Here is a 17,540-nt window from a genome sequence, read left to right as displayed (position 1 = left end):
CGCTCTACAGAAGAGTCCAGCTCAACTTTCCATGCCCTATGCCTTGGCAAACGCCTGAATCTCCTTGTTGTCAGTGGCCTCGCTCCGTTACAATAGTCGGTCTGGTAAACCCTTTATAACCCTCAAGCAGGTGTCGCCCTAATGGCTCGAGTTACTGTAGAAGACTGTCTTGAAAATGTCGCCAACCGTTTTGAGCTAGTAATGGTTGCAACAAAACGCGCCCGTCAGCTGACCATTGGTGGCAAAGAACCCCGTCTGGCATGGGAAAACGACAAGGCAACTGTGGTTGCTCTGCGCGAAATTGCAGAAGGCATGACCAGTGTTTCCATTCTGGATGAAGCTGATGTGAAACCGATGGTGGTGCAGGAAGAGATGTCTCACCAGGAGTTCTGATTTCATGTTGTTGATCCCCCGCCTTTTTATTGCACTGATTTCCCTGGGGTGGGGTGATGAACACCATTGATGATCTTTGTGACCGATTGAAGGGATATCTGCCTGCTGATGAAATTCAGCAGGTTCGTCGTGCCTATTTTTATGCTGAGCAGGCTCACGATGGTCAAAAGCGTAGTTCCGGTGAACCCTATGTCACCCACCCTCTGGCTGTTGCCACCATTCTCGCCAATCTGCATCTGGATCATCAGGCGCTGATTGCTGCACTACTGCATGATGTGATTGAAGATACCGGCATCAGCAAAGAAGCTGTTGCTCGGCAGTTTGGTGATGCGGTTGCCGAGCTGGTGGATGGTGTTTCCAAACTGACTCAGATCAAATTTGAATCCAAAGCGGAAGCCCAGGCGGAAAACTTCCGCAAAATGGTGCTGGCGATGGCCGAAGACATTCGGGTTATCATCGTTAAGCTGGCGGATCGCCTGCATAACATGCGGACGCTGGGTGCACTTCGTGCTGACAAAAAACGCCGCATTGCTCGTGAAACCCTCGATATTTATGCCCCGATTGCCAATCGTCTGGGTATCAACACCCTGCGCCTTGAGCTGGAAGACCTGAGCTTTCAGGCTATTTATCCAATGCGTTATGAACGCCTGCGTCGTGCAGTGCAGCAGGTACGTGGTCATCGCAAGGAAGTGGTGAAAAAAATCCAGCAGCGTTTACAGGAACGGCTGGAGCAGGATGGTTTAAAAGGTCGGGTGGTAGGGCGCGAAAAAAATCTGTTGTCCCTCTACCGCAAGATGAAACACCAGAAAAAATCCTTCAGTGACATCATGGATGTGTATGCTTTTCGCATCATGACGGAAACAGTGGATGATTGTTATCGGGTGTTGGGCACAGTACACAATACTTATAAACCAGTACCCGGACGCTTCAAGGATTATGTGGCTATTCCCAAGGCCAATGGTTACCAGTCCTTGCATACCAGCCTGTTTGGTCTGAGTGGTATACCGATAGAAGTGCAAATCCGCACCCGCGATATGGAAGCCATGGCCAACAACGGTGTGGCGGCTCACTGGTTATATAAAGCCGGACAGACGGATCGCCCGATTGCTGAAGGCAGCCATGCTCGTGCTCGACAGTGGGTAAAAGGCCTGCTGGAAATGCAGCAACGCGCTGGAGATTCACTGGAATTTATTGAACACGTCAAGGTCGACCTGTTTCCGGACGAGATTTATATTTTTACCCCCAGTGGCGAAATTATGGAGTTGCCAAAAGGCTCCACGCCGGTGGATTTTGCTTATGCTGTACATACGGATGTAGGCAATGGCTGTGTAGCCTGCCGGATTGATCGCAAATTGGCACCGCTTTCGGCACGACTGCAAAGCGGGCAGACCGTTGAGGTAATCACGGCTCCGGGTGCGCGCCCCAATCTGGCTTGGTTATCCTTTGTGACCACAGCTAAAGCCCGTTCGGCCATACGCCATTTTATCAAACAGCAACAGCGCAGTGAGTCAGAAGTGCTGGGGCGTCGATTACTCGACAAAGCCCTGGCACAGTTTGATGTACGGCTGGAGCTAATCCCAGAAGAGCGGTTGAAGCCTCTGCTGCAAGAAATGGAAGTAACCTCCATCCATGAGTTGCTCGAAGCCATTGGGCTGGGGCAGCGCATGGCTTATGTGGTGGCTCGCAGACTGCTGAGTGAAGCTGAAGCAGCGGTTGCTGGCAAGGCTGAAGAAAGCTCCATGATCATTCATGGCACAGAGGGTATGGTGGTCAGTTTTGCTCGTTGCTGTCGCCCGATACCCGGTGACTCCATTCTTGGTCATATCAGTTTTGGCAGCGGTATTGTGGTGCATCGGGATAATTGCCGTAATCTCAGCGAGATTCGTGATAATCCAGACAAGTGTGTGACCCTGCGCTGGGCTGAAAAAACCGAAGGTGATTTTAACGTTAATCTTAAGCTGGAAATTGAACATCAGCGTGGCATTATTGCCCGTATTGCCACACTGGTGACCGAGATGGATGCCAGTCTGGAGCGTATCAGTGTGGATGAGCGGGATGCACGCCTGTCAACACTGACGCTGGAAGTGCTGGTGGCCAACCGGATCCATCTGGCTCGTATCATGAAAAAACTGCGCCTGATTCCGGAAGTGAATCGGGTGGTTCGACTCCGTTAATTTAACTGTTCTTTTATCCAACTTCATATCTGGCAGGAAATAATTATGAGTAATCGTGCAGCCATTAGTACAGACAAGGCACCTCAGGCTATTGGTACCTATTCACAAGCGGTCAAGGCGGGTAATACGGTTTATTTATCCGGACAGATCCCGCTTGATCCGGCCACTATGGAAGTGGTACAGGGTGATTTTGAAGCCCAGGCTGTACAGGTATTTGAAAACCTGAAAGCCGTCTGTGAAGCAGCCGGTGGCAGCATGGATGAGCTGGTGAAGGTCAACCTGTACCTGGTGGATCTGGCTAACTTTGCCACCGTTAACGAAGTGATGGCGCGTTATTTCAGCAAACCCTATCCCGCTCGTGCTGCTGTACAGGTCAGTGCGTTGCCCAAGGGTGTGGATTTTGAAGCCGAAGCCGTTATGGTCATTGGTGATTAAACCTATGCCCCTTCGCTGTTTGTTAATTCTATTGCTGCTATTGCCGATTTCCGGACAGGCTAAGGCTGGCTCGGCTCTGATCTGGCAAACAGCGGTGGTCTCTACGCTGGGTGTGACGTTGGCGACCAACCCGATAGGTGCAACAGCTGCAGGCGTTGAGCAGGCTCAGGGTGAAGATGTGAGTGCAACACGCATCTACTGGCGCTGGCGCTGGCAGGAGCATCAATTAAGCCAGTCTACCCGTCTGACATTATTTGGGCAGGTCGCGGTGGAATACTGGCAAGGAAAACGCCTGGATGATGTGCTGGACAGAAATAATCTGCTGGTGCTGACGCCAGTGTTTCGTGTTGACTGGCCGGAATATCGCTGGGCTCCTTATCTGGAAACATCCATCGGAGCAACACTGATGTCAAAAAAACGCTTCCCGGCCACGGGGCATGAATTTGGTCAGCATTACCAGTTTGAAGACACATTAACACTGGGCTGGATGCTGGGTGAATCAAAGCAATGGGATCTGGCGCTGCGTTACCGTCATTATTCCAACAATGGTATGTCAGAGTTAAACAACGGCATCGATTTTCAGTCGCTATCGATCTCTTATTATTATTGATAGTCCTCAAGTTTCATCATGTGCCCCAGCTTGCTGGCCTTGGTATCCAGATACCCTGCGTTATGCGGGTTAAGTCCAGTGGTCAGCGGGATGCGTTCGGCTACCTTTAAACCATAGTGGGTGAGTGCATCCACTTTGCGAGGGTTGTTGGTCATTAATCGAACGGTGCTGATCCCCAGATGTTCAAGCATCGTGGGTAGCATGGAATAATCCCGTAGGTCAGCAGCAAAACCCAGTTGTTCGTTGGCTTCCACCGTGTCGGCTCCGGCATCCTGCAGATGATAAGCACGGATTTTATTCACCAGACCAATCCCCCGACCTTCCTGACGTAAATAAAATAATGCACCACGCCCTTCCGTGGCGATGCGCTGGAGTGCTTCCTGCAACTGGAAACCGCAGTCACAGCGCAATGAAAAAAGTGCATCCCCAGTCAAGCATTCAGAGTGGATACGTGCCAGAACAGGTTGGTTGTCTGTCAGATCACCCAGAGTCAGCGCAATATGCTCTTTTCCGGTTTCACTGTCCTCAAAACCGTGCATAGTGAAAACAGCCCAAGGGGTTGGCAGACGGGAAGAAGCAACAAAACGCAGGGTCACAGGGCGGTCTCACTGATCGATGGAATAAAGTCTGACCATTCTACTCGGTAACCTGCTTTGTGGCAGCATTTCACAGAGAAAAATTAACCTGCCGGACTGACCTGCGAGACGAACAAGGCTAGAATGGTAGTCACTTAATAGTCCGTAGATTTTTATCTCCAGTATAGGGAAACTCCATGTCTGAACTGAAAAATGACCGCTTCTTACGTGCACTGCTGCGCCAACCGGTTGATATGACTCCGGTGTGGATGATGCGTCAGGCGGGTCGTTATTTGCCCGAGTATCTGGCAACCCGCAAGCAGGCAGGAACGTTCATGGATCTTTGCCGTAATGCTGATCTGGCTTGTGAGGTAACACTACAACCACTGGAGCGTTTTGATCTGGACGCAGCCATCCTGTTTTCTGACATCCTGACCATTCCTGATGCCATGGGGCTGGGTCTGTATTTTGAAACCGGTGAAGGTCCGCGCTTCAGAAAAACTGTGCGCACAGAAAAAGACGTGGTTGATTTACCGATTCCAAATATGGAAAAAGATCTGGGTTATGTAATGAATGCCGTGCGTACCATCCGTAGTGAACTGAACGGTCGGGTACCTTTGATTGGTTTTTCTGGCAGCCCCTGGACCCTGGCCACTTACATGGTCGAAGGTCAGGGTAGCCGGGAGTACCGTCACCCCAAAGCCATGCTGTATGGTCAGCCGGATGTGATGCACCAGTTGCTTGATAAATTGGCACAGACCGTCACTGCTTATCTGAATGCCCAGATACTGGCGGGTGCTCAGGCTGTGCAGATTTTTGACTCCTGGGGTGGAGCACTGTCAACTCCGGCTTATCTGGAGTTTTCGCTCAAATACATGGAGCAGATTATCCATGGTCTGATTCGTGAACATGAAGGCCGTAAAATCCCGGTGATCCTGTTCACCAAGGGTGGTGGTCAATGGCTGGAGCACATGGCCGTAACGGGTGCGGATGCACTGGGTCTGGACTGGACCACTGAGCTGAGTGATGCGCGTGCGCGAGTTGGACATTGTGTTGCCTTGCAAGGCAACTTTGATCCAAGTGCACTATTTGCTTCACCTGCGGCCATCCGTGCTGAAGTAAGGCGGATTCTGGACAGTTACGGCAAGGGTACGGGGCATGTCTTTAATCTGGGTCACGGCATTAACCAGCATGTTGATCCGGAACACGCCCGTGCCTTGATTGATGCAGTACACGAACTGAGTGTTTCAAAACATCGTTAAACTTAAAACTTACAAGCGCCAAGGCTTTAACCTTGGGTAACGCTCTGCTAATGTATGCTTACATAATTGCAACGCAGGAGATGGAGAATGGCTGCCATGAATCATGATTTGTCAGAATGGATGTCAAAGTTTGTGGCGGGTGCTCCGTCTACACCCCGTTTGAGTGCTGATCTGCTGGATGGAATTTTGGGTGTGAGTGTTGCAGATAACCCGTCCGGTTTGCGCGATGCTCACCACTGGTTAAGTGCATTCAACGGCTTGTGTCTGAAAAACATGATGGCCGTATCGCGTCAGCAGAATGATTTTTTTGGAGCCATGGGTGTACCGTCCGAGCTTTTCACCGGGTGGCTTAAACCGCTGGTGAAAGCAACGCAGGATGCTGTGGCTAATGGGCGCAATCCTGATGCAGTTGCTGTGGATGAGCTACGGATTGAGGCTGCTTATGCTGCGCGAATCAAGCGCTTGGTGACTTCACTGACCAAAGAAGTGAAAGCCACCAAAGAAGAAATTGCAGCGGATGGTGACACCATCAACCGCAAGGGTTACAAGCTGGCTTTTGACCGTGCTTATTGTGATCGTATTTGTAGTGAACCAGCTGGACAAATGTGGTTGCTAGGCCAGTTGGCGGCGTTGCAGCAGTTGGAATGGCAGTATCACAGTTTTGGCCAGACACGCCTGCGGGCGATGAAAAAACTGCTGCGTTCTTTGTTGCAGGTGATTGCCGGTGAACCCTTAAGTGAACTACGCCGTAACCCTTACCGTAAAACAGCTCCCGATGGCTCACGCCTGCAGTCAGATGAAGACTATCTGGCCGATTGTGAGTTACGTCTGCTGGCTTTGTTGGCGCATGATGCTTTTGATATGCGTCGTTTTGCCCTGGAATCACCCAATGCTCAATTGGGTGCCTGCGCCTGGGAAGAAGTGCCGGGATCAACACTGTTTACCGTAAAACTGCGCCACTACCTGCGCCCGGAGGGTGTGAAGCCGAATGGCAAAACCCTTTATATGGCCAGCCCAATGATCAACCGTTGTGAGATCTTTGATCTGGCACCGGGTAAATCGGTTGTTGAGGGTATGCTGGCATTGGGTTATGACGTTTACATGGTGGATTATGGTAATCCAGATGCTGATCAAAGCCATCTTGGCTTGAGTTTCTACGGAAAAACGGTGCACGACAAATACCTGGATATGATCAACGAGCGGCATCCGGATCAGGTGATTGAGGTGATGGCCTACTGTATGGGCGGCACCTTGTTTATGCCCTATCTGGCACGTCGTGTGGAGGAAGCTGCACTGGAAGGGCGAGAGGTTAAAATTCGCCAGGTGGTGCTGATGACCACTCCTATCCTGTTTGATGATGCAGACAGCGGACACAAAGCCATGCGTGATGTAATCCGTGAACACTATAGCCCCGAGGTGATGCAGACTTTTTATGGCAGCTGTAATGTGCCCCCTCAGACTATTGAAGTGGGCATGCATGAAATACAGCCGGGTGTGGCATTTACGGTGGCGGAAGGTTTTTATGCCCGCGCCAACTTCCCCGGTGCCATTGATGATGCCGCGCCTTTCCTGCACTGGTTAAATTCCGGTACACGTTTCCCGGCACAAGCGCACCGCGAATGGATACAGCGAATTTTCCTCGACAACGAGATCTGGGAAGGAAAATACCGCCTGCCTTCAAAACATCCCGAGCTGGACGGAAAGCCGGTGAATATGGATGTGTTGAATGATGCCAATATCGCCCTGTTTGATTATCGTGGGCTGCGAGATCCAATTGCACCGGTTGGTTCCTGTAAAACCAGTGAGCGCTGGGGGCGCAAAGATGACAACCTGCAGATGACTCGTGGTGGACTGAACCGTACCATCGAGAAAAATGTTGGGCATATTTTTGTGGTCAGCAAGATACTGTTGACAGACTTTATGCAGTCCGTCAGTGACTTCCTGCAGGATGAACCGCCACCCCATGCTCCTGCTGCCAATGACACAAAACCGGCTCAGGCGAATGTGCCGACAGCCAAGGTGCCCGCTGCTAAAACTACTCCGCACCCTGCGCAAAAACCGGCAGCGCCTAAAAAGACACCGCCGGCCAGCAGTTAATTTTTACTTCTCTCTGGGCACCCGCCCCATCAGGTAAAACTCCTGATTGGGCGGTGTACCCGTCAGGGAGACCATACGGTTGGATAAACCAAAAAAAGCACTGATGGCACCAATATCCCAGATATCTTCACGGGTGAAACCTACGGCCATGAGTTCTTCCACCCAGCTTTCATTCAACTCTCCGGCTTCCACTCCGATATAGAGTGCAAAATCCAGCATGGTGCGATGACGTTCACTGATGGGTGAGGTGCGGTGATTAATGGCCAGTTAATCCGCCAACAGCGGGTTTTTGCTGTAAATACGCAGAATAGCGCCGTGAGCCACCACACAATAAAGACAACGATTGTGTGCGCTGGTGGATGGGTACAGCAACGGCATGTTGGTTATCCGGCTGGTAAGCATGGTGCAGTGCAATTGTTTCACGCTGCATGGTGTATCCTTATTCTATGGAGTGTTTTATTTTTGGTTATAATGCAGCTGGTCTTTATAACTGTCAATACAGGGCAAGCAGGACAAGATGGCAAAACAGAAAACGGCCTATGTCTGCATTGAGTGTGGTGCAGAATACAGCAAATGGCAGGGGCAGTGTGTTGCCTGTAAAGAATGGAACAGCATTCAGGAAGTGCGCCTTGGATCTTCTTCCGGTCGTTCTGCCCCCCTGTCCTCTGCCCGCAGTGGTTTTGCCGGTGCTTTATCCTCCCAGGTGCAGGATCTTTCAGAAATCAACCTGCAGGATCTGCCGCGTTTTTCCACCACCTTTAATGAGTTTGACCGTGTGCTGGGTGGTGGCTTGGTGCCGGGTTCCGCCATTCTGATTGGTGGTAACCCCGGTGCCGGTAAATCCACCTTGTTGCTGCAGACCGCTTGCAAGCTGGCGCAGTTGATGAAGGTGCTGTATGTCACCGGCGAAGAATCCCTGCAGCAGGTGGCACTGCGAGCCCAGCGACTGGGTTTGCCAACCCAGGGTCTAAAAATGCTGGCGGAAACCAGTGTAGAAAACCTGCTTGCCGTGGCTGAGCAGGAGAAACCCCAAGTATTGATTGTGGATTCCATTCAGACCATGCATGTGGATGAACTGCAATCAGCGCCCGGCGGTGTGGCTCAGGTGAGAGAGTCAGCCGCTTTCCTTACTCGTTTTGCCAAACAAAGCCATACGGTTTTGTTTCTGGTTGGGCATGTCACCAAGGATGGCTCACTGGCCGGCCCCAAGGTACTGGAGCACATGATTGATGCTTCTTTACTGCTGGAAGGTGATGGTGATTCACGCTTCCGAACCCTGCGCGGCCAGAAAAACCGTTTTGGAGCGGTGAATGAGCTGGGTGTGTTTGCCATGATGGAAACTGGACTTAAAGAAGTAAAAAATCCTTCGGCGATTTTTTTGTCGCGGGATGAAGAGCCAGCACCGGGCAGCGTGGTGTTGGCGACCTGGGAAGGAACCCGTCCGCTGCTGGTGGAGGTGCAGGCATTGGTGGATCAATCCCAGCTGGGAAATCCACGCCGGATTGCGGTGGGGCTGGATACCAATCGCCTATCGATGCTGCTGGCTGTATTACACCGTCATGGTGGGGTGTTTACCGGCGATCAGGATGTCTTTTTAAACGTGGTGGGTGGTGTTAAAGTGCTGGAAACGGGTGCCGACCTTGCGGCAGTTATGGCTATTGTTTCGTCATTAAAAAATCAGGCGCTACCCCATGATCTGATGGTGATTGGTGAAGTGGGCTTGTCAGGCGAGATTCGTCCGGTTCCCAGCGGACAAGAGCGAATAAAAGAAGCAGCCAAACACGGGTTTCGTAAAGCCATTGTTCCCAAGGGGAATGCCCCTAAAGAAACACCGCCGGGTATGCAGGTTATAGGGGTAACCCGGCTCAGTGAAGCACTGGAGGCGCTGTGATGATCTCACGAATTTCGGCGGTGAAAAGCTGGCAGCATCTAGTTAAAGCGTGAAAGCCTGCCCTGTCTGCAGCAGTGTCATAGAGGTGCCGATTTCGATCTGCGCCAGCTCGGCTTTGATTTCCTGAGTCTGACTGGGTTTCAAATGGGAGAGCCAGACTTGTTTTGGGGTGTAGTGCATGCCGGAAACGAAATCTTTAAGCAGTTTGGGGGTCAGGTGTTTGGATACTTTTGCCAGTTCCAGTAAGCGATCAGGGAAAGCGCATTCTGTCATCAGTACATCCAGCGGCCCCAGTTTGTTCAGCTCATTCATCACTGCCTCACCAAAGGTGGTGTCGCCCGTGAAAGCCAAGGTCTGCCCCGTCTCACTGGTAACATGATAACCACAGGTGGGAACAATGTGATCCACAGGGAAGGCGGCAAAGGTCAGGTCTGCCACAGTCATGGGCTGTTTCAGTGACACCTCATGAAACTTGACAACAGGATTGTGTTCATTGGGCAGCGTTGAAAAATCCGGCCAGATTTTCCAATTAAAAATATGCTCTTGTAGGGTTTTCAGAACCTCGGGCAGGGCATAAACATGGATGGGCTCTTCAAGAAACTCAAACATGTTGTCAATTAGCAGCGGTAAAAAACAGATATGATCCAGATGAGAATGGGTCAGAAAGATATGCTTGATCTTCAGCAGTTCGTCATGGGGAAGGTTTCCCAGTCCACTGCCGGAATCCATCAGGGTGTGTTCGTTAATGCGGTAGCAGGTGGTGTGTTGTCCCAGCCCCATGCCACCACTACAACCCAGAATTTCTACCTTCACGCTCTAGTTCCTTGCTTCTGTTTGAGTGATGGATGCAAGCTTTAAGCCCGGCAGAGCGTCCACATCCACATCGTCAATCTGTTCTTCTCTTAAGTGTGTCTTAGCGTAATCAAGGTAGACCTTTTTGTAAACAAACAAGGCGTACAAATCAGGGTCGAGGTGATGGTCTTCAACCATGCGTCCCATGATGGTTAAAGCTTGAGATAATGCCATGGGTTTTTTATAGGGGCGCTCATGAGCGGTTAATGCCTCAAAAACATCAGCAATACCCATGATGCGAGCAGGGATGGACATTTGCTCTCTGCTTAGACCCCGAGGATAACCCTTGCCATCCATGCGCTCGTGGTGTCCACCGGCATATTCCGGAACTCGCTGCAGGTGGCGCGGAAAAGGCAGCTGTTCCAGCATGGTTAGTGTATGCACCATATGACCTTCCATGATTGTTCTTTCTTCCTGATTCAGTGTGCCGCGACGAATAGAGAGGTTGAGTACTTCGTCTGCGTCCAGCAATGAATGCCTCTGGTTCTTATAATCCAGCCAGCCCTGCTCAGCAAGATTTTCGATTCTGGCGATATGCTCGTCTGACATGAACTCGCCACCAGTATTGGCACCCTGCAGGAAAACCAGATCTTTTTCAAGCTGTTGCTTAAGTTCGGTATAAAAATTCTGGCGCTCTTCGCTCAGGGTTGAGCCGGATTTTGCTGCAGCTAGCTCTTCCTTGAGTTGTTCTATCTCAAGGTCCCTGCGCAGAATTTCAAAACGGTCGATCACCCAGTTGATTCGGTCAACAATGGTTTCCAGTTTGGTGGACTTCTCCATGACGTGATGTGGAGTGACCACCTTGCCGCAGTCATGTAGCCAGGCCGCGGTCTTGAGTTCATACATGTCCTCTTCGGTCATGCTGAAACCTTCCAAGCCTGGAAAATTGGCACCGTTGGCCGCTTCGGCCAGCATCAGTGTGGCATCGGGAACACGACGACAGTGTGCGCCAGTGTGAGCGGACTTGGAATCGATCGCACTGGCGATGACTTGAGTGAAGCTGTCAAACAGGGTGCGCAGCTCATCAATTAACCGCCGGTTGGTCAAGGCAATGGCAGCTTGGGAGGCCAGTGATTCAGCAATATCCTGATCACTTTCATCAAAAGGAACCGGTTCCTGAGCTTCATTCAGTTTATTTAATAGTTGCAGGGCGGCTATCACTTCACCTTCGTGGTTGCGCAGGGGAACTGTAAGAAATGACTTGGAATGGTAGCCCGTTTTGGTATCAAACGCCCGGGTACCAGAAAAGTCAAAGCCCTGTTCATGGTAGGCATCTGCAATATTGGCGGTTTTTTTGTTGAGTACCGCCCAGGCTGCAATCATCCGTTCATTGGGTGATCCATCCGGCAGGTGGAGCGGAATCAGCGGGAAGTTGCCACCCACAGATGCACCACTGCCGCCAAGGTGAATATTCAGCTTGTCATTTTGTACCATCACAAAACTCAGGGACTCACCGTCCGGCTCCACCATATACAGGGTACCTGCATCGGCCTTGGTCAGCTCTCGTGCACTGACAAGAATCAGCTCAAGTAGCTGGTTCTGATCGCGCTGAGCAGATAATGCAATGCCGATGGCATTAAGGCGACGGATGCGCTCATAGCTTGGGCTGGAGCTGGTGTCGGAGGACATGCAGTAACCTCTGCGTAAAAAGCTGTAAAAAAACCATCTTAACAAAACCACTGCTAAAAAATGTGATCTGGTTCACACTTGTCAATTAGCCAAGTCCTTGTTAACTCAGTGGCTGCCGATTCCAGTATAATGGCAGATATAATTTCTTTGTAAAATTCTGTGAGGATCGAAATGATCAAGGTGGCAATCATGGGTGCCGGTGGGCGCATGGGGCGCACACTGATTCAGGCGGTGCAGGATAATCCGGATGTACAACTGGCTGCCGGCATTGTAGAGCCGGACTCCAGTTTGGTGGGCGTGGATCTGGGTGAGCTGGCAGGTCTGGGTAAGCTGGGTGTCCGTGCCAGCGGCTCACTGGAAGAGGCGGATTTTGATTTGTTAATCGACTTCACAACCCCCGCTGTAACCATGGCCAGTGCAGCTTTCTGCAGCGCTCATGGCAAGGCGCTGGTGGTCGGCACAACCGGTCTGAATGACAATGAAAAGGCGGAGCTGGCTCGCGCTGCTGAAAAAATTCCGCTGGTGTTTGCCCCCAACATGAGTGTGGGTGTGAACGTCTGCTTTCGGCTACTGGAGCTGGCTGCCGCAGCCTTGGGTGATGATTATGATGTGGAAATAGTGGAAGCACATCACCGCCACAAGGTGGATGCTCCCTCCGGGACGGCGCTGGGCATGGGTGAGGCAGTAGCACGCGCACTGGGTCGCAATCTTAAAGAAGTGGCTGTTTATGGTCGTGAAGGTCAGACCGGCGCTCGTAAGCGCGAAACCATCGGTTTTGCCACCCTGCGGATGGGTGATGTAGTGGGTGATCACACAGTGGTGTTTGGTACTGAGGGTGAGCGGGTAGAGATTACCCACAAGGCGTCCAGTCGCATGACCTTTGCTAAGGGTGCCGTGCGTGCTGCGGGCTGGCTACAAGGGCGGCCTGCGGGTCTGTATGACATGCAGGATGTTTTGGATCTGAAATGATTGGAACAAACAGATGCTCTGGAAACTGCTACAGAATTTTCTGCTCCGATTGGTGGACGTTTCTGGTTCATCTAAGGTAGAATAACGAAAATAAGCGCCCAAATGCAGGGCAGTAACGCTTACCCACCAAATTATATTTAAAAAGCGGGATGAACCATTAGTTCATCTCGCTTTTTTGCAACCCAAAATCGGTATTGGCCGTATTCAGGCGGCCCTGCTGAAAGCCTGTGATGGGAGGAAACTGTTTTGACCAGACCCGCTATTCTGGCCCTTGAAGATGGTAGTGTGTTCCGTGGTGTCGCTATTGGCGCTGATGGGCAGACCGTTGGTGAAGTGGTCTTTAACACCGCCATGACCGGTTACCAGGAAATACTGACCGACCCTTCTTATACCCGTCAACTGGTGACACTAACCTACCCTCATATCGGCAACACCGGTATCAATTCCGAAGATATTGAGTCAGCCTCCATGGGTGCTGCCGGTCTGATTATTCGTGACTTGCCGCTGATGGCCAGCAACTTCCGCAGTAAAATATCCCTGCAGGATTATCTGCAGCAGAATCAGCTGGTAGCGATTGGTGATATTGATACCCGTCGCCTGACCCGTATCCTGCGTGACAAGGGTTCTTTGAATGGTTGTATTCTGGCCGGTGAAGCTGCCGCTGCTGCAGATGCAACCGAAAAAGCCCTGGCTGCTGCCAAAGCCTTCCCGGGATTAAAAGGGATGGATCTGGCCAAAGAAGTCACCACCAAAACCATCCAAAACTGGACAGAAGGTGAGTGGACGCTGGGTCAGGGTTATGCACAGGTGGATGAAACCAGCCAGCCTTATCATGTGGTTGCATATGATTACGGTGTGAAGTTTAACATCCTGCGGATGCTGGTCAGTCGTGGCTGCCGTATCACCCTGGTGCCTGCTCAGACCTCTGCAGCCGAGGTGCTGGCAATGAATCCCGATGGTGTGTTCCTGTCCAACGGCCCCGGTGATCCCCAGCCCTGTGATTATGCCATCAAGGCTATTGCCGAAATTCTGGAAACCGACGTACCGGTGTTTGGTATCTGTCTGGGTCATCAGCTGCTGGCGCTGGCCTCCGGTGCGCAGACGGTAAAAATGCCGCATGGTCACCATGGAGCCAACCACCCAGTGCAGGATCTAGACAGCAAGGTCGTGATGATCACCAGCCAGAATCATGGCTTTGCTGTGGATGAAACCACACTGCCTGCTAACCTGCGTGCAACCCATAAATCACTGTTTGATGGCACGCTGCAGGGCATTGAGCGTACGGATAAAGCCGCGTTCAGCTTTCAGGGTCACCCGGAAGCCAGTCCTGGCCCGCAGGATGTTGCGCCCTTGTTTGATCGCTTTATCCAGCTGATCCAAGCCCGCAAAAACCAGACCGCCTGAACCCGACGGAAGATATAGAGAACGTCATGCCAAAACGTACAGACATTAAAAGCATACTGATTCTGGGTGCCGGGCCGATTGTGATCGGTCAGGCCTGTGAATTTGATTACTCCGGTGCTCAGGCGTGTAAAGCCCTGCGCGAAGAAGGTTACCGCGTCATTCTGGTGAACTCCAACCCAGCCACCATCATGACCGACCCTGTGATGGCAGATGCCACCTACATCGAACCCATTCTCTGGGAAGTGGTGGAAAAGATCATTGAAAAAGAGCGCCCAGATGCTCTGCTGCCCACCATGGGTGGTCAGACCGCACTGAACTGTGCGCTGGATCTGGAAAAACACGGCATACTGGAAAAGTACGGCGTGGAAATGATTGGTGCCAATGCGGACACCATCGACAAGGCCGAAGACCGTGAGCGTTTTGACCATGCCATGAAAAAAATTGGCTTGGAATGCCCGCGTGCCAAAATTGCCCACAGTCTCGAAGAAGCTTGGCAAGTGCAGGCTGATCTTGGTTTCCCTTGTATCATCCGTCCATCTTTTACCATGGGTGGCTCGGGTGGCGGTATTGCCTACAACAAGGAAGAGTTTGAAGAGATCTGTCTGCGTGGACTGGATCTGTCCCCAACCAATGAACTGCTGATTGATGAGTCACTGATCGGCTGGAAAGAATATGAAATGGAAGTGGTGCGGGACAAAAACGACAACTGCATTATTGTCTGTGCCATTGAAAACTTTGATGCCATGGGTGTGCATACCGGTGACTCCATTACTGTTGCCCCGGCTCAGACGCTGACTGATAAAGAATATCAGATCATGCGGGATGCCTCTTTGGCAGTGCTGCGCGAAATTGGTGTTGAAACCGGTGGTTCCAACGTGCAGTTTGGTATCTGTCCTGATACTGGCCGTATGGTGGTCATTGAAATGAACCCACGTGTATCCCGTTCTTCGGCACTGGCCTCCAAAGCCACAGGTTTCCCGATTGCCAAGATTGCTGCCAAGCTGGCCATAGGTTACACCCTGGATGAGTTGCAGAATGACATCACCGGCGGTGCCACTCCGGCCTCTTTTGAGCCATCCATTGATTATGTGGTCACCAAAATCCCGCGTTTTACCTTCGAAAAATTCCCGCAGGCCAATGATCGCCTGACCACCCAGATGAAATCTGTGGGTGAGGTGATGGCAATAGGTCGTACCTTCCAGGAATCTCTGCAGAAAGCACTGCGTGGACTGGAAGTGGGTGTTAACGGTCTGGATCCAAAGCTGGAAAAGTTTGATGACGAGTCACTGGCAATGATGCGCCGCGAACTGCAAAACCCCGGTGCCGAGCGTATCTGGTACATCGGTGATGCCTTCCGTTCTGGCATGAGTCTGGAAGAAGTGCACCGCCTGACTCATGTGGATCACTGGTTCCTGGTCCAGTTGGAAGAACTGATTAAAATAGAAGTGGATGTTGCTCGCACGGCGCTGAGTGAACTGGATTACGACAAGGTTTATCACCTTAAGCGCAAAGGTTTCTCTGATGCGCGTCTGGCGCAGCTGCTGGGTGTTTCTGAAGGCTCCTTCCGCAAGCTGCGTCATCAGTTGAATGTGCGCCCGACCTACAAGCGTGTGGATACCTGTGCGGCAGAATTTGCCACCAGCACCGCTTATATGTACTCCACCTATGAAGAAGAGTGTGAAGCCGCACCGTCCAACCGTGACAAAATCATGGTGCTGGGTGGTGGTCCCAACCGTATTGGTCAGGGTATCGAATTTGACTATTGCTGTGTACACGCTGCTTTTGCCATGCGTGATGACAGTTATGAAACCATCATGGTCAACTGCAACCCGGAAACCGTCTCCACCGATTACGACACTTCTGACCGTCTCTACTTTGAACCGGTAACCCTGGAAGACGTGTTGGAAATTGTGCACAAAGAACAGCCCAAGGGTGTGATTGTGCAATTTGGTGGCCAGACGCCACTGAAACTGGCGCGTGATCTGGAAGCAGCCGGTGTACCCATTATTGGTACCACACCCGATGCCATTGACCGTGCTGAAGACCGTGAACGCTTCCAGCAGATGATTGAGAAGCTGGGTCTGAAACAGCCACCGAACGCCACAGCACGTAGTTTTGATGAAGCCCTGGCTAAAGCTGCAGTGATTGGTTATCCGCTGGTCGTGCGCCCCTCTTATGTACTGGGTGGTCGTGCCATGGAAATTGTGTATGGTGCCGATGAGCTGGAGCGTTATATGACCAGCGCGGTAAAAGTCTCCAATGACAGCCCAGTACTGCTGGATCATTTCCTGAATGCAGCCATTGAAATTGACGTGGATGCAGTCAGTGACGGTAAGGATGTGGTGATTGGCGGCATCATGCAGCACATCGAGCAAGCGGGTGTTCACTCTGGTGATTCAGCCTGTTCACTGCCGCCCTATTCTCTGCCTGCAGATGTGCAGGACAAAATGCGGGTGATGATTGCACAAATGGCGCGTGAGTTAGGTGTTATCGGCCTGATGAACGTACAGCTGGCCTGGCAGGATGGTGAGATCTATATTATTGAGGTCAACCCGCGTGCTTCCCGTACTGTGCCTTTTGTCTCCAAGTGCATTGGTACCTCATTGGCGCAGGTTGCTGCGCGTTGTATGGCAGGCACCAGTCTGAAAGACCAGGGTTTTGAGAAAGAAATCATTCCACCCTTCTTCAGTGTTAAAGAGGCGGTATTCCCCTTTAACAAGTTCCAGGGTGTTGATCCAATTCTCGGCCCGGAAATGAAATCCACCGGTGAAGTGATGGGTAGTGGCACCACCTTTGCTGAGGCGTTCCTGAAAGCGCAGCTGGGTGCCGGTGAAAAAATGCCTAAAGCCGGTGGCAAGGCGTTTTTATCGGTGCGTGAAGCTGACAAGCCTTTTGTCACTGAAGTGGCAGCATCACTGCACAAACTGGGCTACAGCCTGGTGGCAACCAGCGGTACTGCGGCCATTCTGAAAGCAGCCGGATTTGAAGCTGAAGTAGTTAACAAGGTCGCCGAGGGTCGTCCGCACATCGTCGACAAGGTCAAGAATGATGAGATTGTTTACATCGTCAACACCACTGAAGGCCGTCAGGCGATTGCGGATTCGTCTGGTATTCGTCGTGCAGCCTTGCAGCATAAGGTGCCTTACACCACCACTCTGGCCGGTGCCGTGGCACTGTGTCAGGCGCTGGAATATGGTATGAACATTCGCGTGCGCCGTTTGCAGGATATGCACGCAGGGGAGATGTGAT

15 protein-coding genes are annotated in these 17,540 nt (G+C 51.6%); 10 read left to right on the top strand and 5 right to left on the bottom strand.

What is annotated here, in order from left to right; all coding sequences use genetic code 11:
- The first annotated feature begins 141 nt into the window (after positions 1–141).
- Genes rpoZ through IBX50_RS00845 form a run of 4 tightly spaced genes read left to right on the top strand, consistent with a single transcriptional unit; the run spans position 142 to position 3,612 of the window.
- The gene (gene rpoZ, locus IBX50_RS00860) at positions 142–393 is read left to right on the top strand and encodes a DNA-directed RNA polymerase subunit omega (RefSeq protein ID WP_292252608.1); all 252 of its coding nucleotides are present in this window, start codon (positions 142–144) and stop codon (positions 391–393) included.
- A gap of 56 nt (positions 394–449) precedes the next feature.
- A complete protein-coding gene (spoT, locus tag IBX50_RS00855) occupies positions 450–2,567 on the top strand; it encodes a bifunctional GTP diphosphokinase/guanosine-3',5'-bis pyrophosphate 3'-pyrophosphohydrolase (protein ID WP_292252606.1) in 2,118 nt (705 codons plus the stop codon).
- Between the two features lie 45 nt (positions 2,568–2,612).
- On the top strand, positions 2,613–3,002 hold the full coding sequence (locus IBX50_RS00850) for a RidA family protein (protein WP_292252605.1): 390 nt from the start codon (positions 2,613–2,615) through the stop codon (positions 3,000–3,002).
- A gap of 4 nt (positions 3,003–3,006) precedes the next feature.
- Positions 3,007–3,612 carry an acyloxyacyl hydrolase gene (locus tag IBX50_RS00845; RefSeq protein WP_292252604.1) on the top strand — a complete coding sequence of 202 codons (606 nt, stop codon included), beginning with the start codon at positions 3,007–3,009 and terminating at the stop codon, positions 3,610–3,612.
- On the opposite strand, the gene ribA is transcribed toward IBX50_RS00845, so the two are convergent.
- Entirely contained in the window at positions 3,606–4,208 is a 603-nt protein-coding gene (gene ribA, locus IBX50_RS00840) for a GTP cyclohydrolase II (RefSeq protein ID WP_292252603.1), read from the bottom strand. The two genes, IBX50_RS00845 and ribA, sit on opposite strands and share 7 nt — an antisense overlap.
- Positions 4,209–4,384: 176 nt before the next feature.
- On the opposite strand from ribA, the gene hemE reads away from it, so the two are divergent.
- Together hemE and IBX50_RS00830 are read left to right on the top strand one after the other, a co-directional pair.
- Entirely contained in the window at positions 4,385–5,449 is a 1,065-nt protein-coding gene (gene hemE, locus IBX50_RS00835) for a uroporphyrinogen decarboxylase (RefSeq protein WP_292252602.1), read from the top strand.
- 87 nt (positions 5,450–5,536) lie between these two features.
- On the top strand, positions 5,537–7,546 hold the full coding sequence (locus IBX50_RS00830) for a hypothetical protein (RefSeq protein ID WP_292252601.1): 2,010 nt from the start codon (positions 5,537–5,539) through the stop codon (positions 7,544–7,546).
- Positions 7,547–7,549: 3 nt separating this feature from the next.
- Here the strand turns inward: IBX50_RS00830 and IBX50_RS20670 are convergent, their stop codons facing one another.
- A complete protein-coding gene (locus IBX50_RS20670) occupies positions 7,550–7,765 on the bottom strand; it encodes a hypothetical protein (RefSeq protein WP_366930682.1) in 216 nt (71 codons plus the stop codon).
- Between the two features lie 37 nt (positions 7,766–7,802).
- Positions 7,803–7,976: a hypothetical protein gene (locus tag IBX50_RS20665; protein ID WP_366930681.1), complete on the bottom strand. Its 174-nt coding sequence runs from the start codon at positions 7,974–7,976 to the stop codon at positions 7,803–7,805.
- Between the two features lie 87 nt (positions 7,977–8,063).
- On the opposite strand from IBX50_RS20665, the gene radA reads away from it, so the two are divergent.
- Entirely contained in the window at positions 8,064–9,437 is a 1,374-nt protein-coding gene (radA, locus tag IBX50_RS00820; protein WP_292252600.1) for a DNA repair protein RadA, read from the top strand.
- A gap of 42 nt (positions 9,438–9,479) precedes the next feature.
- On the opposite strand, the gene IBX50_RS00815 is transcribed toward radA, so the two are convergent.
- Complete coding sequence (locus IBX50_RS00815; protein WP_292252599.1) at positions 9,480–10,250, bottom strand: 3',5'-cyclic-nucleotide phosphodiesterase; 771 nt, start codon at positions 10,248–10,250, stop codon at positions 9,480–9,482.
- Positions 10,251–10,253: 3 nt separating this feature from the next.
- Positions 10,254–11,918, bottom strand: a complete 1,665-nt coding sequence (locus IBX50_RS00810) for an HD family phosphohydrolase (protein WP_292252597.1) — start codon at positions 11,916–11,918, stop codon at positions 10,254–10,256.
- 171 nt (positions 11,919–12,089) lie between these two features.
- On the opposite strand from IBX50_RS00810, the gene dapB reads away from it, so the two are divergent.
- The 3 genes from dapB to carB all read left to right on the top strand — a co-directional run bounded on the left by dapB (position 12,090) and on the right by carB (position 17,539).
- On the top strand, positions 12,090–12,887 hold the full coding sequence (gene dapB, locus IBX50_RS00805) for a 4-hydroxy-tetrahydrodipicolinate reductase (protein WP_292252596.1): 798 nt from the start codon (positions 12,090–12,092) through the stop codon (positions 12,885–12,887).
- Between the two features lie 246 nt (positions 12,888–13,133).
- Positions 13,134–14,291: a glutamine-hydrolyzing carbamoyl-phosphate synthase small subunit gene (gene carA, locus IBX50_RS00800; protein ID WP_292252594.1), complete on the top strand. Its 1,158-nt coding sequence runs from the start codon at positions 13,134–13,136 to the stop codon at positions 14,289–14,291.
- A gap of 26 nt (positions 14,292–14,317) precedes the next feature.
- Positions 14,318–17,539, top strand: coding sequence for a carbamoyl-phosphate synthase large subunit (carB, locus tag IBX50_RS00795; RefSeq protein WP_292252593.1), 3,222 nt, complete (start codon positions 14,318–14,320; stop codon positions 17,537–17,539).
- The last annotated feature ends 1 nt before the right edge of the window (position 17,540 follow it).

This window comes from Marinospirillum sp., assembly GCF_014859565.1.
The sequence above is the reverse complement of the archived record's forward strand: the minus strand, read 5'-3'. Positions and strand labels throughout refer to the sequence as shown.